The 22,440-nt window shown below is 38.8% G+C and carries 19 protein-coding genes; 11 read left to right on the top strand and 8 right to left on the bottom strand.

Annotated elements, in window-relative coordinates; translation table 11 throughout:
• The first annotated feature begins 156 nt into the window (after nt 1–156).
• Nucleotides 157–336 carry a nucleotidyltransferase family protein gene (locus THETH_RS11105; protein ID WP_211205264.1) on the top strand — a complete coding sequence of 60 codons (180 nt, stop codon included), beginning with the start codon at nt 157–159 and terminating at the stop codon, nt 334–336.
• Nucleotides 337–511: 175 nt separating this feature from the next.
• Here the strand turns inward: THETH_RS11105 and THETH_RS08205 are convergent, their stop codons facing one another.
• The 7 genes from THETH_RS08205 to THETH_RS08175 form a co-directional block, all read right to left on the bottom strand.
• On the bottom strand, nt 512–1,819 hold the full coding sequence (locus THETH_RS08205; protein ID WP_013932891.1) for a glycosyltransferase family 4 protein: 1,308 nt from the start codon (nt 1,817–1,819) through the stop codon (nt 512–514).
• Entirely contained in the window at nt 1,816–2,655 is an 840-nt protein-coding gene (locus THETH_RS08200; protein ID WP_245530478.1) for a MurR/RpiR family transcriptional regulator, read from the bottom strand. The genes THETH_RS08205 and THETH_RS08200 overlap by 4 nt, the downstream gene beginning before the upstream one ends.
• On the bottom strand, nt 2,649–3,815 hold the full coding sequence (locus THETH_RS08195; protein WP_013932889.1) for a glycosyltransferase: 1,167 nt from the start codon (nt 3,813–3,815) through the stop codon (nt 2,649–2,651). The genes THETH_RS08200 and THETH_RS08195 overlap by 7 nt, the downstream gene beginning before the upstream one ends.
• Before the next feature lie 86 nt (nt 3,816–3,901).
• Nucleotides 3,902–4,963, bottom strand: coding sequence for an ABC transporter ATP-binding protein (locus tag THETH_RS08190; protein WP_013932888.1), 1,062 nt, complete (start codon nt 4,961–4,963; stop codon nt 3,902–3,904).
• An 11-nt stretch (nt 4,964–4,974) separates the two neighbouring features.
• The gene (locus tag THETH_RS08185; RefSeq protein ID WP_013932887.1) at nt 4,975–5,769 is read right to left on the bottom strand and encodes a carbohydrate ABC transporter permease; all 795 of its coding nucleotides are present in this window, start codon (nt 5,767–5,769) and stop codon (nt 4,975–4,977) included.
• Nucleotides 5,766–6,620 carry a carbohydrate ABC transporter permease gene (locus THETH_RS08180; RefSeq protein WP_013932886.1) on the bottom strand — a complete coding sequence of 285 codons (855 nt, stop codon included), beginning with the start codon at nt 6,618–6,620 and terminating at the stop codon, nt 5,766–5,768. The genes THETH_RS08185 and THETH_RS08180 overlap by 4 nt, the downstream gene beginning before the upstream one ends.
• A 65-nt stretch (nt 6,621–6,685) precedes the next feature.
• A complete protein-coding gene (locus THETH_RS08175) occupies nt 6,686–7,927 on the bottom strand; it encodes an ABC transporter substrate-binding protein (RefSeq protein ID WP_013932885.1) in 1,242 nt (413 codons plus the stop codon).
• 240 nt (nt 7,928–8,167) lie between these two features.
• On the opposite strand from THETH_RS08175, the gene THETH_RS08170 reads away from it, so the two are divergent.
• Nucleotides 8,168–8,848 (top strand): class I SAM-dependent methyltransferase, encoded by a 681-nt coding sequence (locus tag THETH_RS08170; protein WP_157723395.1) that lies wholly within the window; start codon nt 8,168–8,170, stop codon nt 8,846–8,848.
• A 98-nt stretch (nt 8,849–8,946) separates the two neighbouring features.
• The gene (locus tag THETH_RS08165; RefSeq protein ID WP_013932883.1) at nt 8,947–9,249 is read left to right on the top strand and encodes a nucleotidyltransferase domain-containing protein; all 303 of its coding nucleotides are present in this window, start codon (nt 8,947–8,949) and stop codon (nt 9,247–9,249) included.
• Here THETH_RS08165 and THETH_RS08160 read toward each other — a convergent pair.
• Complete coding sequence (locus THETH_RS08160) at nt 9,246–10,676, bottom strand: hypothetical protein (protein ID WP_013932882.1); 1,431 nt, start codon at nt 10,674–10,676, stop codon at nt 9,246–9,248. The two genes, THETH_RS08165 and THETH_RS08160, sit on opposite strands and share 4 nt — an antisense overlap.
• Before the next feature lie 254 nt (nt 10,677–10,930).
• On the opposite strand from THETH_RS08160, the gene THETH_RS08155 reads away from it, so the two are divergent.
• The 8 genes from THETH_RS08155 to THETH_RS08125 all read left to right on the top strand — a co-directional run bounded on the left by THETH_RS08155 (nt 10,931) and on the right by THETH_RS08125 (nt 22,421).
• Nucleotides 10,931–13,714 (top strand): polysaccharide biosynthesis/export family protein, encoded by a 2,784-nt coding sequence (locus THETH_RS08155; protein ID WP_052295990.1) that lies wholly within the window; start codon nt 10,931–10,933, stop codon nt 13,712–13,714.
• 19 nt (nt 13,715–13,733) lie between these two features.
• On the top strand, nt 13,734–15,527 hold the full coding sequence (locus tag THETH_RS08150; RefSeq protein WP_013932880.1) for a GumC family protein: 1,794 nt from the start codon (nt 13,734–13,736) through the stop codon (nt 15,525–15,527).
• 19 nt (nt 15,528–15,546) lie between these two features.
• The gene (locus THETH_RS08145; protein ID WP_013932879.1) at nt 15,547–16,725 is read left to right on the top strand and encodes a sugar transferase; all 1,179 of its coding nucleotides are present in this window, start codon (nt 15,547–15,549) and stop codon (nt 16,723–16,725) included.
• A complete protein-coding gene (locus THETH_RS08140) occupies nt 16,725–17,858 on the top strand; it encodes a glycosyltransferase family 4 protein (protein ID WP_013932878.1) in 1,134 nt (377 codons plus the stop codon). The genes THETH_RS08145 and THETH_RS08140 overlap by 1 nt, the downstream gene beginning before the upstream one ends.
• Nucleotides 17,859–18,191: 333 nt before the next feature.
• Nucleotides 18,192–19,436 (top strand): hypothetical protein, encoded by a 1,245-nt coding sequence (locus THETH_RS08135; protein WP_013932877.1) that lies wholly within the window; start codon nt 18,192–18,194, stop codon nt 19,434–19,436.
• A gap of 144 nt (nt 19,437–19,580) precedes the next feature.
• The gene (locus THETH_RS10955; RefSeq protein ID WP_013932876.1) at nt 19,581–19,736 is read left to right on the top strand and encodes a hypothetical protein; all 156 of its coding nucleotides are present in this window, start codon (nt 19,581–19,583) and stop codon (nt 19,734–19,736) included.
• 340 nt (nt 19,737–20,076) lie between these two features.
• Entirely contained in the window at nt 20,077–21,231 is a 1,155-nt protein-coding gene (locus tag THETH_RS08130) for a glycosyltransferase family 4 protein (RefSeq protein WP_041446441.1), read from the top strand.
• Nucleotides 21,232–21,245: 14 nt separating this feature from the next.
• Nucleotides 21,246–22,421: a glycosyltransferase family 4 protein gene (locus THETH_RS08125; RefSeq protein WP_013932874.1), complete on the top strand. Its 1,176-nt coding sequence runs from the start codon at nt 21,246–21,248 to the stop codon at nt 22,419–22,421.
• Nucleotides 22,422–22,440: the final 19 nt, after the last annotated feature.

The raw sequence follows: 22,440 nt of genomic DNA, 5'->3' as shown, positions 1-22,440 counted from the left end.
CTCGGTTAGTATCACGAGGATTTGGTATAATCCAAGCTGAAGCATTTTCGTGAAGAGTTGCGGTCATCGAAAAGACGAAAAAATGTTATTTTACTTTTTGTCCTGAACTGCAGGACTGCTACATAAAAGTGAAAGTTTGCAGGTTCAGGTGATAAAGTGTGTCGACTAAAAACAAACAAATATAAAGTGGCTAAAATAGGCATCTTTGGTTCTTTTGCAAGAGGGGAACGAAAGAACAGAAGCGATGTCGACTTGCTCGTTGAATTTGAAGAAGTCCCAAATCTGCTGGAAGTAATATCCTTGGAAATGTATCTGAGATCACCTTTAGGGAGGTAGAAGTTGTAAGGAAAGAAGGGATTAGAAAAGAACTGATAGAAGGAATTCTCAGGGAAGTGATATATCTGTGAAAAGGCATTTTAAGTTGTTTCTGAGGGATATCTTGGAAGCAATGGAAAAAATTGAGAATTCTACAAGAGAAATAGGCTACTCAGAGTTCACGAGGGACGAAATGTTAAAAACCTTCGTCGCATGGCAAATTCAATTTCTCAAGAATCATGTTCAGATACTCAGCCAGATTTGTAAGCGACAGATTTCTCTTCCCAATCTCAAAATTCTTCTCCACGATTCTACTTAGTTCTACTTTGTTCGAAAGAACATCAGTCACCTCTTGTGCGGTCTTGCGTAATCTTTCCTTTGGCACCGTCCAAAAGCCTTCATGATCAAGCGAGGCATAATCACCCAAGGAGAAAAACTCAAAACCGAGTGGTTTTATATCCGTTATGTAAACAGGATACTCAAAAACGACCAATGGTTTCTTCGCAAAGACAGCTTCGATCAACTGGTTCCCCCACCCTTCTGCCACAGACGTGTAGGTGACCAAATCTGCATTTGCATACATGTCCCACAGTGAGTAATACTTTCTTCCATTGGTAAATCTTTCTGTTCTAACCAGATCAAAGGCAAAGTGGGTTTTAAAGGGCATCGATTCTGCTTTTTCTGCCAATCTTTTGTAGTAATCAATTGATTCATCTTCGTAGAAATTCGCAATGACAAAATTCACTTGCTTTTGCGAAATCTGCTGTAACTCTTTGGCAAAATCCATTGCTATCTCGATAGCTTTTCTTGGAACGATTCTGGTGGCATGAAGAACAAACAGACTATCTTTATCTATTCCAAGAACATCTCTGAGATCGTTGTTGTATTCATCCAAAACCCATGGATCTTGGTCAAAATCAAAGACATTTGGAACGACAATAGAATTGATACCCTTTCTTTTGAAAAGTTCTTCTTGAGCGATTTTGTTTATCGTCAAATTCAGCTCTATCTCTTTCGGGGGAAAGTATTTCTCGAGTATTTTCACAACAAAGCCAAAGGTCGGCGTCGAATACCTTGGTCTTTCCCAGTAGAAGTCATGGTTGTGAGAAACTGTTTTTATACCATTTTTTCTTGTGAAATTGAAAACAGCCACAGCACCAGCTAAATTGAATCCAAGCGAAAAGATGTTGTTGACAAAGATCAAATCCAACTGAGGAATCTTTTCCTCAAGCTCTCTTTCTATTTGGGCTACATAATCGTTGAAATACTCAACGAATACTTGCTCTGAGACTTGAAGTTTTTCAAAAGCATTTCTGTGAATCCAAAGATTTCTCTCATTTTTCATACTCAGCGACTCAACCCGAAAGCCTTCTACATTTCCAAAATCACCTGCGATATAGAAAACAGTATGTCCCATCTTCTCCAAAACTTTTTTGAATTTTTCCATCTCAAGAGAAACTCCATCGGTGAAACCCGCTCTAAAATGACACAGACCGATTTTCATTCTTCTCCACCTTCGTATTTTTTGGGCTTCAGAACCTGCGATAGTTCCTCAAGATGCTTTTTCTTAGAGGCAAAAATCTTGTTCAGAACCATCCGAAACACGATCTCCACCACGGCTATTTCTCCAAGATTTCCTCTCAAAAACTCGTATTTCTCAAACCTTGCCACTGGACTGTACAAAGTGATCTCCGCCACTTTCGAGAGCGGTGAATTTATCCCCGCTGTAATGGCAACAGTCTTTGCTCCCACATCTCTTGCAACCTGCGTTGATTTCACGGTATCTCTGATATTTCCGCTATGGCTAACCGAAATGACCAGATCGTGTTCATTCAATCCTGTGGCTACGGTAACCTGCATGTGTGGATCGTTGTAGCAAAAAGCTGGAATTCCCAGAACTGAAAGCAACAAACTTCCATACTCCGCTGCGACAGAAGACAGACCCACACCGAAGAAAATGACTTTTCTGCTTGATATAATCAAATCGCTGACTTTGTCCAATGCCTTTTCATCAAGAGTCCTTCCAAGCCTTTCCACAAGCGACTTTATTTCCGCAATATATTCGTTCAAAGTCTCCGATTCTGAATACTCCTCTGATGCCCTCATACCGCTTATCTGCTTCGTTAGCTCGATCTTGAAATCCTGATATCCATCAAATCCCAGTTTTCTCACAAATCTGAAGATCGACGTCTCGCTGACTTGTACTATTTTCGAAAATTCCGTGATGGAATAGTGGATAACATCATCGGGCTTCTCAAGAACATAGCTTGCAACTTTTTTCTCCGTTTCACTCAACCTATCGTAGATACCAAGTATTTGATCGAGTATCAACCTTACCACCTCTTGGCATATTCAGTTTTCTTTGTCTTGAACACCTCAAGCTGAGCCTCGATTACTTTCTCTGCTTGTTCGCTTGTCAGATCGAACGTCTCTTCCACAAATCCAGCCACCCTTGCAAAGTAAAACGGCAGCAAATTCATAACTATATCCTCGTCTTTGTTTTTTCTGTACAAAACAAGCGACTCAAAGACAACCTCTGCCCATTCTTCTGCTGTTAATTTACCCGTCGATAATATCTTACCTGTAATTGCCTTTGGAATGTAGTCCAAAGAGTGTAGTCTTTCCGCCAAATTTTGTTTTGCTCTGTTCTTCAAATTTTCCAGATCTATGACGATCTCTTCAACCTTTTCTTGAACCTGACTTCCGTAAACGTCAGTTTGCTCAATTTCGTTGAATTTATCCAGTTTGTCCAAATGCAAGGCAACCAAATCGAACAGAGTTCGAACCACTTGCAAAAACATTCCAACAAGGTGCTTCCCAGGATCTTTCACATCGTGAACCTTCGCACCGAGAGCTGCCTGAACAGGTTTCTTCGACGACTCAACGACTGCCGTAACACTCATCCATATATCGATACCAAACTTTGCAACATCCGTTTCCCAGACGTTCTTGGATAGATAAACATCTATCAGTTCTTTTCCAACTCCAAAATCCCCTCCTATTGGCTGTCTAATCTTTTTGCCAAAGAGAACTGATATCAAAGGATAGCAAATGTTGTTTGTGATCGTCCCATCGTATTTATGCCTCACATAAAGTGGAGTAACATAACTCGTTTTTCCACTAAGGATAGGATTTGCCAACCTCTCAATCCACCAGGGTTTAACACTTCTCAAATCCGAATCCAGCATCACGAAAACTTTTGCGTTGGCTTTGTGAGCAAATTCAAACAGCGCTCTGATCGCACTTCCTTTACCCGGTATTCCTTTGTAAACCAAAGAATGCTTTGGAATATTCAATGTATTTGCCTTCATGAAAGCTTCTCTTGTACCATCGTTCGAGCCTCCATCAGAGTTGACAACTGTACCTTTTAAGCCAAGCTCAGTTATTCCCCTTGCCGCTTGTTCTGCAACGTACGCTATCGTCTCGGCATTGTTGAAACTTGGGATACCCACTACGATATCGCAGTTTTCAATTTCAGGAAGATCGTTGTAGTATTTCACGCTATTCCCTCCTTCATATAAGAGTTCAGCAGCTCATATTTTTGTTTTTCAATTCAAGTCGAAGTAGCAATTAAAAAAGCGCTTTTTCATAATTCGACCCTCTCCTCGGTTAGCGGATCGAAGAAATGGAATTTCGTTGCATCAAAATACACCGTGAGCTCTTCACCCTCTTTCGGAGAAATGTTGTACGGAATTTTCACCACAACGTGTTTATTGTCGCCTATTGAAAGATGAAGAATCGTTTCTGACATGAGTTTTTCCACAAAGTAGACAGTTCCCTTAACAGGAAGACCATGTTTTGTTTTCTCCAAAGTTATGTGTTCCGGCCTGATTCCAAGGATTATTTCCTTTAACGCAAGATTCTTCTGCAAAACTATCTCAATTCCATAACCTGACAACTTGCCATTCTCCACTCTCATTTTGAGAAAATTCATCTGGGGAGAGCCGACAAACCCGGCGACGAAAAGTGTTTTTGGTTTTAGATATATTTCATCCGGTGTGCCGTACTGCACAATCTTTCCAGCGTTCATCACGGCAATTTTGTCTCCCATCGTCATGGCTTCAGTCTGATCATGTGTAACGTATATCGTGGTAACCTTGACTTCTTCATGGAGCTTCTTCAACTCACTTCTCATCTTCACCCTCAGCAAAGCATCCAAATTCGAAAGTGGTTCGTCCATCAGCAAGACTTTTGGTGTTAAGACAATGGCTCTTGCAACTGCAATTCTCTGTCGTTGCCCACCTGACAATTGCGCAGGATAACGATTCAGCAGTTGTGATATATCCAGCAACGAGGCAACCCAGTTCAACCGCTTTTCTATCTCTTTTTTCGATATTTTTTTCAACTTCATTGGATAGGTTATGTTATCTTTGACCTTCATATGTGGCCAAAGTGCGTAACTCTGAAAGACCATCGAAACATTCCTGTCTTTGGGTTGAAGTGTTGTAACTTCAACATCGTCAAAGAAAATTCTCCCTGATGTTACTTTCTCAAGTCCAGCTATGCAGCGAAGCAAAGTCGTTTTACCGCAACCAGAAGGCCCAAGCAAGACCACAAAAGCCCCATCTTCAATCGTTATGTCAACACCGTCCAAAGCTTTCACTCTATCGAAATACTTGCTCAAATTCTCAACTACAACCTTTGCCAAGTTGATCCCTCCTATTTCAAAGATATGCCCCAAAGGGTTATCAGGTATTTCCTTATGAAGAAAATGAACAGCAAAGCTGGCACAGCCATTATTGTTCCGGCTGCATATTTGAAATAATCCGGTGAAGCCATGGCAGTGGCGAGTATGTGTGCCGGCAGCGTTCTGTTCTGCAGTGAAAGAACGGATGCGGCAAATATCTCGTTCCATGACATGATGAAGGCGTATATTGCAGAAGCCGCCAAACCAGGCAGCGCCAAAGGCATTGTTATCCTCAAGAATGCACCAAACCTCGTCAAGCCGAAGATCATCCCTGCCTCTTCGTATTCCACAAAAACACCGGAGAAAACACTTGAGGTTATTAGAATGACAAAAGGAAGCATCATCGCAGCATGTGCCAACGCAACTCCAAATGGACTGTCAACCAAACCCATCCTCAAATACAACACAACAAGCGGTATAGCTATCACTATCAAAGGTATAGATCTTGTGAAAAGCATGGTAAGTATTATGAAATTCTTGCCTTTGAAACGATACCTTGCCAAAGCATATCCTGCTGGTATACCGATCGCAAAAGATATAGCTATAGCTGTGAAAGCAACTTGGAAACTTATCAATGTCGCACGCCATCCACCAAGGTTAACAAGTAGTTTGTAAATATGATCAAATGTCAACTTTGACGGGAATATTCTGTCAAAAGAATACAGTTCCGAAGCAGGTGTCATGGACCCCACAAAGGTTATGAACATCGGTCCGAGAAACCACAGAGAAACTACCACGAACACCAGTGCATACAGAAGGGCTTTCATGTTTTGCCCCCCTCTTCGATATGTTTCGATTTAATCGTCATCACATAGAAATAACCTACAAGGAAAGTTACAAAGGCTATGATCAAAGCATAAACACTCGATATATTTCTATCGTTTCTCAACAGCCACCAATAGTAAGTTTCCCCGGCAAGCACCGGTATGTTCCTCCCAGACAACAACCACACAACGCCGAAAATCTGGAAGGCAAACAACGTTCTTATCAACAGTGCCGAGAGAATAGCTGGTTTCAAAAGAGGTAGAGTAATCTTGCTCAACCTCTGCCATGCAGAAAATCCAAAGACCTGGCCAGCTTCAATGTACTCTTGATTTATCGATTGCAAACCGGCAAGGAGTATCACAAAAACCAAAGGAGTCGCACGCCAAACCTCTGTCATTACAATCACGAAGAATTCCCTGCTTCTGAAAAGCCAACCAAAAAAGTAAATTGGTCTATCTATTAAATTCATCCCAAGCAGTATTCTGTTCAGATACCCATTGGGAGCAAAAATCGAATAACTTATCAGACCTGCCGTAACGTCGCTCAATGCTAAGGGAGCCGCTATTATGTAAAGCAGGGTGGTGTAACCTTTCAATTTCTTGTTCACAAGCAACGCAAGAAAAAGAGCGATTACAAACTGAATCGGAATAACCACTGCCGCAAGCAAAATCGTGTTCTTCAAAGCGTCCCAAAAAGCTTTCGAAGAGAAAACCAGCCTGAAGTTCTCGAAAATTCCCTTCTCATTTGAAAAGGCGAGTTTGAAAGCCTCCACAATTGGAAGACCTATGAATACCAAAAGATACACAAGAGCTGGAAGGATCAAAAGAAATGGAATGATATTCTCCTTCTTCACAATTTCACCGCCTTTTACCTTGGAAAAACCCCAGGTGTTCAACACCACCTGGGGTAGACGATTTCTTACGGAAGCTCGATGTTCAAATCGGCGAATATCTTCTTCAACTTTGTCCCGAGTTCTTTGATAACTCTTGAAGGATCTTCCTTGTTGAATACAATTCTTGTGAAAGCGTCTCTGTACGTCTCGTTGAATTCTCCACCCTTGGCTCCAAGACTTGGGATAAAGGCAACTATTGAATCTGGGGCATCGGCTTGTTTTATAACACCTTCTGCAAGAATTCTGAGTGCTCCCTCTGGAATAACCCCTTCTGCTTCCTTCACAACTGGGAAGAAACCAACGTTTTCAAGAACGGCAAGCTGGGTTTGTGGGCTTGTCAGAAATTCGATGACTTTGATTGGAAGCTCTGGATCAGCCTTTCTGGGTATTGCAAGTCCTGCCAAAACAACGATGTATCCTCTGCCAGCCGGACCTCTTGGAGAAGGAGCTATGACAAAATCATTAGGTCTTTCAACGATTGCAGATTTGAGTCTTGCGGTGTGATCCCAGGCTATCATGACCTCGTTTCTAAGAAGCGGTTGATCCATGCTATCCCAGGTTGTGGCTGCTGGATGCACATAGTTGAAAAGTTCCTTCATAAAGCTCCACATAGGTAAAGCTTTCTGTGAATCGAATTCCTTCACCTGATATCCCGTATAAGATGGATAGATGTAACCGTGCAGGAACCTGTGCCAAAGACCCCTTGGACCTAAAGGAAAACCAAGTTGTGGCATTCTTGTCGCAGTCTGCAAGTTCTTTGCCCATTCGAGCAGCGCTTCATAGGTCCATTTCTCCGTGCCGTTGAGAACATCTTCCTTAGTTAATCCTGATGGTAGATAATCAAAAGCCTTCTTGTTGATGGCAAACACATATGTCGCCTGCATCCACGGGATGAAAATCTTCTGATTGTTGTAGTAACTGTAATCTTCCAAACTCTTAAGGAAGGTTCTGCCAACAAATTCCACGTTCGAAAGGTCCATCAGCAAACCCTGAGCAGCCAAGTTCACCAAACCACTTTGCAGATCTCCAACCAGGTTCAGCGAGACTTTTCCTGCCCTATCTTCAGCCTCAACCCTCGAGAGAAGATCGGCATACTCGAAGTTCAAAAACTCCACAGCTATTCCAGAGGTCTTCGAGAATTCAGCAAGTGTTCTGATCATGAATTCTCTTTCTGCTGCGGGTGTCAGCTGCGTCGAACCGAAGGTGACTTTTCCAAAGGCATAGAGTACAGTCGCAACCAGCAAAAGCATTACCAATAACCTCTTCATACAAACACCTCCCCATAGTATATGGTGAAAATGTTTTTCTTGTTATTGATATTACTATAAAATTTTTTTCATGTCAAGATATGGCAACGAAAGCTTAAAAGATTTATTCATTACGCAGTTTTCATCAATCGTGTCAAGAAATCTCATCACAACCTGAATCCGAGATTAATCCGTCAACAAAAAGGTGAAATTCACAGTGATTTACGCGTACCTTATACTAAATAGATGGGTGAACAGTCCGTGGAAGAACAATTCAACCAAATCGCAGATCAATACGATCAATGGTTTGAAACAGAACAAGGAAAAGTTGTAAAAGAGCTTGAACTAAAAGCTCTTCTTGAAATTTTGGGAGATTTGCAAGGAAAAACTTTGCTTGAAGTGGGCATAGGTACGGGGCTTTTTGCGATGGAGTTTAGAAAGCTTGGCGCCAAAGTCTATGGTATAGATCCAGCCGAAAAGATGCTTGAAATAGCAAGATCAAGAGGCTTTGAAGTAAAATTTGGCTACGGCGAGCAAATTCCCTATCCCGACAACAGCTTTGATATAACTCTTTCCATGACCTCAATGGAAAATTCTAAGTCTCCCGAGAAGTTTCTGCAAGAGATGGTCAGGGTAACAAAGCCAAATGGAAAGGTAGTTGTCGCGGTGTTAAATCTCTTCTCCCTTTACGGTATCGTGAGAAAGATCAAGGGTTTGTTTAACAAAGATGATTTGTTCAGAGAAATGCATTTTTACACGTATTGGGAACTCAACAGATTGATGAAAAAATATCTCTGCGATGTATCGACAAATTCCTCTGTATTCTTTGGACCGTTTGCACCAAAGTTCATCTTAAAAAATGCGCACAAGTTTGAAAATTTTGGAAGAAAATATCTAAAACCCTTCGGCGCATTACTCGTATCGGCAGGAAGAAAATGCTGATCGCAGAGAGACTGCCAGTCAAAAGTTGTACTACTTCTACCCTTCGGGAGCACCGTATCAATTTTATACGAAGGAGGTTGCTCAAAGGTGCATAAGATATGCCGAGTCAATACACTCAAAGGGTTGTCGAGACCCTTAAACCTCGTTGTGTAATTTTGTTTGGTTCCTTTGCGCGCGGGGATGTCAACGAGGGCTCAGATGTGGATATAATTGTGATTGCCGATTTTAAAGAAAACTTTTTGGACAGGGTTAAACTTCTTTTGGATTTGAACGATGGTATAGGAATACCCGTCGAGCCTTTGGGATACACACCTGAAGAATTTCAAGAAATGCGAGACCGGCAGAATCCATTCATTCTTGAAGTGATCGAAACAGGTAAAATCCTTTACGGTGAACTTTAAAAGATTTTCAGTGGAATCTCAACGCTTATTCCACCGCCGATGGAAAACTTTTCACCGGCAACCATTGCAAAAAAGTTGAAAAACTTGTATTTTCCCTCTATACTAAATCCAAGAATGTCTTTTGCCTTTGATTCATCCACATGGGGATATTCAGTATAAAAATCGTTTGGACCTTTTCTAAGCCAAAAGATGTTTCCACTCAAGAAAAGTTGATCGTTGAAAAACGATACAGAGAAATTCAAAATCTGCGCATCTGGTCCAAAGGCAAAACCAATTGGATAGTCCACGATGATCCTAGAAGGAGGGTAGTTGCAAAGATACACGACCCTGTTGTAAAACTTCAAGTACGGCAAAAAGGAGTTGTACATCAGTGGAGTTGTTTTTGCATATTCAACACTTAGCAAAAATTTTCCAAAACCTGTTTCAAAAGCCTTTCTTGCCCCAAAATTGTAACCGTACGCGGTTGGTTTGCTTTCATCTTCAGTAGCTTCAAATACAAACTCATCCAATGCAAATTCTCCGTGAATTTCAAAACCTTTTATGAGCACCCAAGAAAAATCCAAACTCCCCATTGTGTTAGTATAACCTTCGTTGAAGTTGTTGTGCCAAATTGCAAATGGACTTAAAACAAACAAATCTGGATATTTCCCACCAACTATCGTAAGCTCGCCGATGCCAAATCTAAGATTATCCTTCAAAGGGAAATCCAACCTGTGTGCGATCAAAGTTTTAACTTTTTCAAAGTATGGCGAGATTGGATCGGCGTTCACGGGGATAAAACTTGTTTGTCTTTCCCATTCCTCCTTTGTCAAAACAGGGTTTATCGAAACAACGCTGAAAACATATCTAACAGGTTTTTCACCCAAAGACAGTGTGAAATTGTCAAAGTAAGGGCTAACATCTGAAAGGGCAACTGGAAAATCGGAACTTGACCAACGAAGTTTTGTTCTACCAAACAGTATGAAAAACTCATCTTTGAGATAAACGCCGTATCCTTTGTAAGGAAAATTCGTATCCAAAGCTACAAATGGATTTTCATAGATTGGTAAATTAGTTGGGGAAATCAAATGAAAAAATGCATAGTTGTTTTTCATTTGAAGGCTGATTAAAGTATAAAAACTTCCAAAGTTTAAATCCAACCTAAATTCAGCCAAATACGGTGTCTTTTCAAAAACGTAAAAATTCTCCCACGGTGGTGTTGAGATCACAAACCAGCCGGTTTTAATTGGTTCTGCCTTTTCGAAAACTTGAAAGGAAGGATTGAATCGCAGCATTAAACTGTTAGTCTGTTCTCGTTGTTCAACCACAGGTAACATACCTGGTAAAGCCACTTGGTTTTTAAGATGATCAAAAACCATCTGGTGGTTCAAATCAAATACCAAAGCTGCATCAACCACAACCACGTAAAACATCAAGAGCATATACATAAGACATACCACCGAAATCGATCTACTCATCACTTTCACCCAACAGAAATTGTATCTCAAAACGCCGTTGCTTTTTCCCAATCACTTGGTAAAATAGTCATGGTCGGATAAATGAATCATACATAAAAGGTGTGTGCAATGCGAAAACGACGACTAATATTGCTTTTGCTGGTGCTGACAATAATCATACTCTTTCTCACGGCGAGATGGTTGCGTGCTGTGTGAATAAGTTAAAGCTGATTGGGGTGAACAGAGTGCACAAGAAGTTGATCGTATTGTTCCTGCTGACGGTATCTTTACTCGGTTTGGCTTACACCGTTCGAGTTGGCGACACATTGAGGATCGAAATTTACCCAGAGAACCAAACCTTCACACGAACTGTGAAAGTTCTTTGGGACGGAACAATACCTTATCCATACCTTGGAAATTATCCTGCCGCTGGGAAAACTGTTGAACAAATAAAAACAGACCTTGAAGCACATGTGAGAAAATACCTACGTGATTTTTCAATGACAGTTTACGTAATTGAATACGCACCAATGTATGTTTTTATTCAGGGCGCTTTGAACCGACCTTTTGACATATCCTTCAAACCTCAGGTAACTCTTTCAGAACTAATTCTGCGCTTGCAGCTTTCAAAAGACGACCCTGTTGATTTTTCCAATGTGAAAGTCATCAGAAATGGAAAAGTGATGAATTTCAACCTTCTTCCACTTTTTTACGAAGGCAAACTTGAACAAGACATAATCCTTCAAGAAGGCGATGCGATTCATTTGCCTCCTTTGGTTTATCCTCAGCTTGTGCAAGTCACAGGTGCTTACAGTTTGATTGAGCGCTACACTCCCGATCTTACTTTAAGAGCTTTGCTTGCGAAACTTGGAACGCTCAACAAAAACACTGCGGTGGTTGAATCAGCTAGGCTTTACATCGATGGAAAAGTGTTAACGATCGACTTGGAAAAGGTAATAGCTGGTTTAGAAGACTATAAACTTTCACCTGGTTCACATCTTTATATTCCCCAACGCGAAGACAGATATGCCTACATAGTTGGATACGTTACAAATCCAGGTCAAAAAACTTTTCTACCTGATGAACCGATGAACCTTTCCACCTTGCTTGCCAAAGCTCAGGGAATAGCAAACGACGATAAAAAATCCGTCGAATCGGTTGTTATAACTCTTCCAAACGGTGAAAAGAAGGTCTTTGATCGTTCGATTTTGGACAGAGCAAGCGATGTAGCAATAGAAATAGGATCAATTGTGGAGATCAAAAGATACGAGGAATTCTACGTTTACGTTCAAGGCTTTGCCAAGCAGACCGGAAAAATTTTCCTACTTGCCGACGAACCAAAAACCCTTCGAACACTTCTTTTGAAAATTGGACTGACCAATGAAGAAGTTGAAAACGAAGGAACAGTGTTTATAAACAACAAAGAATCTGTCAACGTGAAAGACGTACTTTTTGGAAACAAAGACATCCCATTGAACATCGCAGACAGCGTACATGTGTTTTATGAACCTTTCAGAGTATCTATCGTAGGACCTGTTGGAAGTGGTCTTAAAACGCTCAGCTACAAAGAACCAAGAACACTTTCATACTTATTCAAATCCCTTGGAATATCCGAACCGAAAACCATAGAGAAGATAGTACTTTTAAGAGACGGAAAAATCTTTGCCGAAAGAACACCGGATCAACTCATCTTCAAAGAAAACGACGTTGATTTAAACCGCGACGATACATTGATAGTTCACTCAAGCCTTGCCAACGCTGTATACGTTGTTGGAGACTATGCATCCTACGTAACCTTTGGATACAACGAAGAGATAACTTTGCAGAGGATTTTCTCAAAGATAGGTTTAAACGATTACCGCAGAATAGAAGAAGTCCAGATCAACGGTGAAAAGTTAGATCCTTGGTCCGACGTGGCTGTACCAAAGGCTAGCCTTGTTAAGATAACCTTGAAAAAACCAATCTACGTGGTGGTTTCTGGCTTTGTTCCAAACACAGGTCGTGTTCAGTTTGAATACTATGAAAAAGCCGATCTGATAAACCTTTTTGGAAAAATCGGTGGGTTGATCATCGATCCAACTCAATATTACATCTCCGACAAGGTTTTGGTTATAAGAAATGGGAAAGTTGTGGAAAGCTTTGATGCATTTGACCTTGCAGAGGCAAAGGCTAACTATCAACTTCAAGACGGTGATTTTGTCTACGTTACCTTCAAAGAGCCCAACCACGTTTATGTCTTTGGAAGGGGTGTTCCAAACGGTTTGTTCAGATTCACGCACGTTGAGCCTTTCGATTTGAAAAATCTTGTAGCAAAACTTGGTGGAATACCTTCTGGCGTGAGCAGAAAAATTCAAATGTTTAATGGTGAAAAATTCACAACAATCGAATGGTCAGAGGACACGAACTTTCAACTTCAAAACGGAACAACTTTGATCTTTGAGCAAGATACGGAAAGCTTTGTTTACGTCATCGATCAAAATGGTTCACCAAGTTTGATATACATCGACCCTCAGCGTGGAACAATGACTCTTTATGAAATTCTGACAAAATTGAACGTTGATAGGGCATACAGAACGGTTCAACTCATACGTGACCTGCAAACTCATGAGATCGATATAACCGATTTTGAAAAAACCCGTGGATTTGTGGTAAGACCCGGCGATGTTGTCAAAGTGGTTGGCGTTCCACAAAACCTTGCTTACGTGCTTGGTGAGGTGAATTCGCCAGGTGTTGTGCCTCTCACAGAGAAAATGACTGTTGTACAAGCTTTGATCAGCAAAGGAGGATTCACTGCAAAAGCAGCACCGAACAACGTGTATCTATTCAAAGGAGGACTTTCCGATCCAAATCCACAGAAACTCGATTTGACTGGGCTTGCAAGGGGAAGACAAGTTGCAGTTGATCCAATCCTCAGCCCTGGCGATGTCATCTTCGTGCCGGACAATCCTTTTGTCACAGCACTGGATATATTACCAGTCGTGAACGCGATATTAAACACCATAATCACCGTCCGCACAGTAATTCGATAACCAATCAGGAGGTTAGAACATGAACCAAGAATACATCGATGAAATCAGTTTATCTGAAATATTCAAAATACTTTGGAAAAGAAAGAAAACGGTTATATCGATCTTTCTGCTTGTGTTTTTTGCCACCTTGGTCTATTTATTGGTTTTCTACAAACCAAAATACGAAGCCTATGCGACGATAAGAATTCCCGCTCCTTCCAGAAGCTCGATCAGCCTTCCTTCTGAGCTTGGTGCTTTGGTTGGGCTACCTGAAACAGGTTCTAGTACTGCAGATCAAATAGCCTTGCTCAAAAGTCGTCGTGTACTTGAACCAACTATAAAGGAATCTGGTTTGTACGAATACTATCTGAATCGCATAGAAAAAGAAGAAGATAAGAAACGCTTCACTCCTGACTTGTTGGTTAGTTCTGTGCTAAAAGAAATGAAAATCGAAATGCTGGAGAAAAGTTCTAACGTAATGAAAATCTCCTTTGCTCACGAATCACCCGAGCTTGCACATACTTTTCTATCAAAACTTGTGAAGAACTTTATTCGAACAGTTGAAGAGCTAACAAAAGATCAAAACGTTGCGACCAAAGAGTACATAGAAACTGTTTTACCAACCATTGAGAGAGAACTTACACAACTTGAGTTACAACTAAGTAGTTTTGTAAAAGAAACAAGTTACAATCCTTCCGAAGAGGCGAAAATGCTTGTCAACACCTACTTTAACTTGGAACAGAGAATAGCTGAAGTACAAACTTCCATCGAAGCTGCCAAAGCAACGATCAACTTCACAAACCAAAAACTCAAAGAAATGAACGTCAAAATCAACCTTCCAGAGAATATATCAAGTCCGGTCATCGATCAACTCAAAAGCCAGCTTGCATCTGCTCAAGTTGAGCTGCAAGTTCTCAAAGAAAAATACAGTGAAAACTCATACGAAGTAAAAATGCAAGAAGCTCGCGTTAGAGAACTTGAAAGCAAATTGAAAGAAGAAATAACAAAAACGCTTTCTGCACGTGTGACAACTGGAAACCCACTTTATGATTCTATGCTTCAAAGGTTAATCAACGCCACAGCTGAACTTGAAACCCTTCGAATAAACTACAACGCGCTTTTGACGCGAAAACAAAACCTGGAGCAAAGGTTATCTCAACTTCCAGACTTTGAACAACGTCTTGCAAGACTCAGACTGGAATACCAAATCAAACAAGCAACTTATGCTATGCTCAAACAAAAACTAGCTGAAGTCAACCTAACCCTTGCTGGTTACAGCACCTTTGTTCCAGTTGTGGTGGATGAGCCAAGAATACCAGTTAAACCTGCAGGACTTGGAAAGAAAATAATCCTTGCACTTGCAGGTGTTGCAGGACTTTTCTTGGGAATCGTCGCCGGGCTTTTGAGAGATATCAGCGACAAATACATCCGAGACGAACTTGACCTGAGAAATTACACCGTTCCGATTTTGGATGCGTCAAAACCAAGCGAACTGGCAATTCTTGTTGGAAAGAACATTGCAGCAGGTAAAAAGAAATTAATCTTAGCATCCTTGAATGACTATGATGTTGACATTCTTGCAAAAAGAATACCTACGCTTTTAAACGGAAAAATTAAAGTTGTAGACGAAGATACAACTGTTTCATTTGATACTTCCCAACCTGTTTTGATCAAAGTTCCCAATTTCTTGGACAGCGCCGTTGAAGTTGAAAAATTGTCAGGTTCGGTGGTATATTTAGTTTTAGAAAAAGGGAAAGTCACGAAGGAAAGCTTAAGAAAATTCGTCGAGTTGACAAATGAACTTTGCGAAATTTCCGCAATAATATTGGTTTGAAAGGCCGGGGGTATTTCAAATGCTTTCTTTTTTAGACTTAACCTTAATAGCAGCTTGGAATATCTTCCATAATGGGAATATATGGCAAGATATTTGGCTTGCCGGGTTGATAAGTTTATTTTTGTATTCAATGCGAGTGTATGAAAAAGAGCAGTTAAAAATTTCAAAACAACTTTCTCGAACCGCGGTAGCGGTTTTTTTATCGATGATAGCTTATTTGCTTTTCAAACTGATCTTTCGCTACACCATTTTGTGGAATCTTCTTTTGTCTGATGTGCTATTTTGTTTTGTCATACTCGTTCCTTTGAGAATAGGATTTTTGAAAATGATTTTTTCAAGAAAGAGAAAATACTATCTTGTTTGTAGTGAGCCGTTGATGAACGGTTTTATCAACGAGCTGGAGCAAGAAGGTTCAATAGAAATAGAAAAAGTTTCAACCGTTCCACAGGGAAAATCAAATATACTGTTCGCTTCAGAAGCAACATTGAAACTGCTTGATGGAAAAGGATCTTACCAATTGTTGCTGCCTAAGCTTGTGGAAAAGCATCTTAAAAGAATCCCGCTTGAACTTGTAGAGGCATATCCAAACTACTACAAAACTGCCTTTGACAAAAACCACGACACGTTGACAAAAAGGATTTTAGACATAGCTGTAGCCATATTGGCGTTGGTGGTGCTTTCCCCAGTTATGCTTGCGGTTGCACTTGCGATATACTTTGAAGATGGCAAGCCAATAATATTCAAGCAAGAACGAATTGGAAAAGATGGCAAGAAATTCATAATTTACAAATTTCGAAGCATGCGCAACGTTGCGACGATAACACCAAAGTTCGCAGACCAAGAACAAGATAGAATAACAAAGGTAGGTAGGATAATTCGAAAACTTCGTTTTGACGAGATACCACAGTTTATAAACGTATTGAAAGGTGATATGAGCATCGTTGGACCAAGACCTGAGCAGATAAGCTTTCATCGGGAATTATCAAGACAGATACCTCTTTTTGATCTAAGACTTCGTTGTAAGCCAGGTATTACTGGTTGGGCGCAGGTGAACTATCAATATGCTTCGAACAAAGAAGAATACAAAAAGAAACTCGAGTATGATCTGTGGTATATCAAAAATGGCAACAGCTGGATCGATATAAAAGTAATGCTTCAAACACTTGAAACAATAATCTTTAAGAAAGGTGCAAAGTGATGAAAAAAGTCTTACAAGTTATCACGCGCTCGGACTGGGCTGGTGGGCAAAAAGTTCTTTACACATTGGTTTATGGATTAAAGAAATATTATCCCAATGAATTTGAAATAGAAGTTGCTTGTGGACCTGAGAATGGAATGTTAATACCAGAACTTGAAAAGATTGGGGTCAAAGTGCACGTTGTGAAAAATCTTGTCAGAGAAATATCTTTGCTGAAGGATATTAAAGCATTTTTTGAACTTCGAAGGATTATAAAATCTGGTGGATACGATATAGTTCATCTGCATTCTTCAAAAGCTGGGATCATTGGAAGGCTTGCCGCCAAATGCTGTGGTGTAAAAAAGATAATCTACACAGTCCACGGCTGGTGGGGAATAGAGCAATACTCTGGCTTAAAGCGAAAAATACTTATTTTAGCAGAAAGATTTGCTTCAAAACTTTGCGACAAAATAGTTTTACTTTGTACAAACGATTTGAACAAGGCAAAAAAGTGGAAGATTGGTAAAGAAAAACAATACGTAATAATCCCAAATACCATAATTCCGCCTGAAAAAGTTGAAAAAGGCAAGTTAAGAAAAGAACTTAATTTGCCTGAAAACGTTAAAATCATAGGAAACGTTGCAAGATTGGACAGACAAAAAAACCCAATAAGATTTTTAAATATAGCCGAAAAAGTTTTAAAGCAACGAAATGATGTCGTTTTTGTTTGGATAGGCGGAAATGTTGTGGAAGATGAATATAGTAAGTATGTACAAAATTATTTAAAAGCTCATCCAGAATTTGAGGGAAAACTGTTTTTCCTTGGATTTAGAAAAGATGCTCCAGAGCTTATGGCTGATTTTGATATATTTTTACTTACATCTGACAGCGAAGGTTTTCCGTTGGTATTGCTTGAAGCAATGCACCATGGTGTAGTACCAATTGTCACAAAAAACGGTTGTCAGAGCGATATTATAAAACATGGGGAGAACGGGTATTTGTACGAGAAAGAGGAGGAGGCAGTTGGACAAATCTTAAATCTGCTCGAAGATTTTGCTAAGAATCCAGATGTGCGCGAAAAAGTAAAACAAACGACAAGTGCTTACTCTGTCAGAAGATTTGTTGATAACTATCGTATCCAATATGAATCATAATTTTGGAGGAAGAAAATGGCACCGTACGTAATTGTATATGTATTAATTCTGTTGACATTCAACAACGAATGATTTTCGTTAGTTTTTCTTGCAGTTATGCATCAAGTGTTGCAGCGATTGTTACAAGGAGCGGGTGTCAGAGTAATTTTATAAATTACTGGAAGAATGGATATCGGTGCGATCATATTGACAACGTGACTAGATTTGTATTGAGCGTTCTAGGATTAGTTATAAAAAATACCTAATTTTCAATTGACTTTGATCTTGCTTATGGAAATGGTTAAGTTGTATAATGTTTAGTACGATTATTAGAAATTTGTGGAGGAATTAGCTATGTTAATCATATTTGCCGAAATTTTGATTTTGTTCTTTTTTCTTAAGAAACAACGATTCATACATAGAAACTTATTGCTATTTATTTCCCTTCTTCTTCAAGCTGTGATTCTTACTTTATATAGAGTAGAACTAACCTCAATATGGAATAGACAAGTATACTGGAGCGATGCCGAGTATTACTGGAACGGAATCCTTCAGTTACTTGATGGAAATATGGGAGGATTTAATAATTTTGGATACATTCTTTATGGTGCTTTGATACAAATGACTTCCCCATTTAAAAGTGTATTTTGGAACAACTTGTCCAATTTACTTATTCTTGACCTGAGTTTTGTAATAGGTCTTGAGATTTTAAGAGATGAATTCCTTGGAAAAAAAGTACCAACTTACGTATACCTTACTACAATTTTAAATCCCTTAGTAATATATTCACTTCTAAGAAATCTCAAGGATGTCTTGTTTTTGTTCTTAACAATTTTATCTGTTTACATTTACTTCATTTATTTTAAACGAAGAAGATCCTTACCTTCTCAAGTTGTCTTCTTCACATTATACTTGATATTCTTTATTACTTCCTTAGTTAGCGTAAGGCCCTGGGGATTTATAATACCTTTCTTAGTTTTGTTCGTACATTTTTTCAGGTTGATTAGTGTTCAACGCTTAGGAATGAAACTTGCACTCGTAGTGCTTCTATTGATCCTAATCTATGTTTTTATTTCTCTATATCTCAAAAATATTATCATTTGGCTTGAGGCTAGAGAAAATCTTCTAGAGAAAGGATACAGTGAATACAAGAAACTGGGAGTTTTGGGATATTTTCTAGGAGTCTTCAGGTTGATTCTTGGTCCAGGCCCTATAAGATCGATGTTTGGCTCACAAAGGTATTTTCAATTTTATACTTACATTGGGAACGTGTGTTCATCGATTGGCTCATTGTTATGGTATTTTACTTTGCCCATCTACGTAATCAACTTAAAAAGTATCCCAAAGATTACCGGTAGATTTCCAAGTAGAATTTTTTCTCTTCTTATATTAGCTCTTTTTGTCGTTATTTACGTATATTTTTATTACGGTTCAACCGAACTTCGCTTTAGGGGAGTCATCTATGTTTTAACATCTATTTCATTATTAATTCCTTCTGAGAGAGTAATCAATTCGAACTTTAAATCATCAAATTTGATATCTGTATATGCTCTAACGCTTTTGTTTCTAACTATTCCGGCAATATTTCTTTCAATCTGATCTGAAACTTTGGAATTGATAAAAATGAGTAAAAATTAGTATTACATCAAGGAGGTGTCAACTTAAGCTGGGAAATACGATAAAATAAACAAAAACCAACTCTTCTCACCGAAAGGAAGTTCCCGTAAGGATGGAAGTATCTGCATGGTTTTGTGCTTTTATGGACTTGCATTAAGGAAGGCAGCAGCCATAATTGGAATTAGGCATGAAGCTCTGAGGAAAAGATATTTGCTGAGAGGTTTGGGGGAAAGTGTTGTTGAGAATGTGATAGGGATAGCAAGTTACAGGTTGGTGACATAGTGAAAGGCTGTTTCCATTTCTTATTAGTGCAGTTTTCCTTCTTATGTTGACAGGTCCGGTTCGTTTTTATTATATCTGATACTTTACACGCTATTAAAATTCATTTCAAGGATTGCTTTTACTCGACGCTTACAATACACGAAGAGTATTTCGGTGGGAGTAAAAAATATTTATAACAGCTCCTAATGTATATATTTCCTGCTTTTATAAACAATCTGAAGGTATGAAGCAATTTGCATATAATCAGTAGTTTCGTATGTTGAAATAGAACATGCAGAATTTAAAGACTCTGATGGGAGAAGTTGTGTTAAGAAATGCAAAACTATTAGGGGTGAATATTATGAACATGAAAAAAGGAATAGCAATTATGTATCAAAACGAGCTTTTATCAAATTCGTTAATGTTCAAACTTACAAAAACATTTTCGCAAATGGGCTATAAGGTATACGTGGTGGGGGTTTCGGAGTCTGCCACAAGCGGCGTAATTCGTAAAGAAGTTCCACTAGATAATGTAACTTATTTTGAAATATCATCAAGAATAAAGCATGGTTTAGGACTGCAAAATTTTTGGGGAATATTTTCTTACGTATTCAAAGCGTACAATGTGCTAAGGTCCGTAAGAAACGAGATTCAGATTATATATTCAATAGATTTTCTTATGACATTTGTTGCTTTCTTATTTTCCTGTGTTTATAGTCAAAAATATAAATACGTCTATCACATAGCAGACAAATTCACATCAGCATACAAAGTTCCGAGAATCCTCAAACCGATTTTTGATTTTATGGATATTCTTATTATGAAGAGAGCCACAAAGATAATCGTAGTCGATGATAAAAGAATTGAGGAAATACCAAAACAATTTAGGCATAAAGTTGAGATCATCTACAATACGCCTGAAGATATCTTCGCCAATGAAACAGTAACACCAGAAAGCAATTTTAATAAATCAGAGAGGCTCAAAATAGCTTATTTTGGATTACTTTCTGAAGACAGATTTATAAAACAAATCGTCGAAGTAGTGATGCAAGATGAGGATCTTGAGCTTCATATAGGTGGCTTCGGAGTCTTGGAAGAATTTGTTCTAAATGCATCAAAAAAATGTGAGCGGGTAGTCTTTTATGGAAAGCTTTCTTATGAGCAAGTGTTGAAATACAGTAAAGCTTGTGATCTTTTGGTTGCAATCTATGATCCGAAAATTCCGAATAACAGACGCGCTTCTCCTAACAAACTTTACGAAGCAATGATGCTTGGCAAACCAATAATAGTCGGGAAAGATATGGGACTACAGCATATTGTAGAAAAAGAAAAAATAGGTTTAATTGTAAACTACGATGCAGATTCCTTTAAACAAGCCATTTTAATTCTGAAAAGCAACAGGCAATTACTGACTGAATTTTCCCGAAATGCTAGAAAACTTTATGAAGAAAAATACTCGTGGAAGCTGATGGAAATTAGATTGAAAAAAATTCTTGAAGATCTATACTGTAAATGAAGGAGAGATTTCCCATGGAAAAGGCAAGAAAAATAATGATTGGAATTCTGCCATTTTTCCTAGACAAATATGGTTATCTTGTAAAAGCGTACGAAAAATTAGGCTATGAGGTAGTCGTACTGGCTTCTGATTTGTATGGAACCAATAAAAAAGTAAACGAAAGATATAATGCTAAAATAATTGGTCTTCCAAAGAATCCATTCTTTAAGACTCTAAAGGTTTTTTGGAGCTTGCTGAAAGAAAAACCGGACTACTTAGAAATATATGATTATTCTGTTCTAACTTTCCCAATAATTATTTTTTCAAAGATTCTTGGAATAAACACTTCAATTGTTATAATAGGTTGGGAACTTTATCGAAACGATCCATTTGCTAATAGAAGAAAGAATTTGATTCAACGTTTAAAGGATAACCTAAAAAGATTGTTAACTTGGAAAGCGTTACATTTTGTTGATTTAATCATTGTAAAAGAGTTTCACAGTTTACAAATAATACTGAAACAGAAAAAATTAGAAAACAAAACTATTTTCCAACCAAACTGTATACCATTACCGGAATGGGAAACTATAAAGCGTATTTCTGAGAGAGAAATTCACATTCTTTGGTTAAATCGAATACATAGAGTAAAGAAAGCAAAGGATTTGGTTACAGCTATTGGTTTCTTCGAAGAACAGTATCAGCACGTCTACGGAAACAAACCGAACGTTAGAGTAAAAATTGTGGGATTTAATGTGTTAAACCGGACACCTTCAATGGATCCTGAGTATGAATATGAGGTTCTAAAAGCTGTAGAAGAACATAATAAGAAGTTTTCGACAAAAATTGAGGTATTACCATTTACAGATAATCCTCATGAATTCTATAGAAACAGTAAGATATTCGTCCTCATAAGCGAGATTGTTTTTCTGAATTACGCGCTTTTAGAGGCAATGTCTTATGGGATGATTCCGATAATTTCAAAAGGGGAGGGATATGAGAAAGTAATTTTGGAAAATTACAATGGCTTCACATTTGAATACGGAAATGTTGAAGAACTAGCCAGAAAAATCTTTCAAGTTTTGACTTTGCCTTCGGATCTTGCTGAAAAAATATCTGAAAATGCTTATAATACAGTAAAGGAAAACTTTTCGATAGAAACTTGGGTAAAAAATGTTATGAAAGCGCGTATAGAGACGCAAAGACAGCATTAGTTGATAAGCAAAGGGGAAA

Origin of the sequence: Pseudothermotoga thermarum DSM 5069, from assembly GCF_000217815.1 — a bacterium.
Lineage (GTDB): Bacteria > Thermotogota > Thermotogae > Thermotogales > DSM-5069 > Pseudothermotoga > Pseudothermotoga thermarum.
The sequence above is the reverse complement of the archived record's forward strand: the minus strand, read 5'-3'. Positions and strand labels throughout refer to the sequence as shown.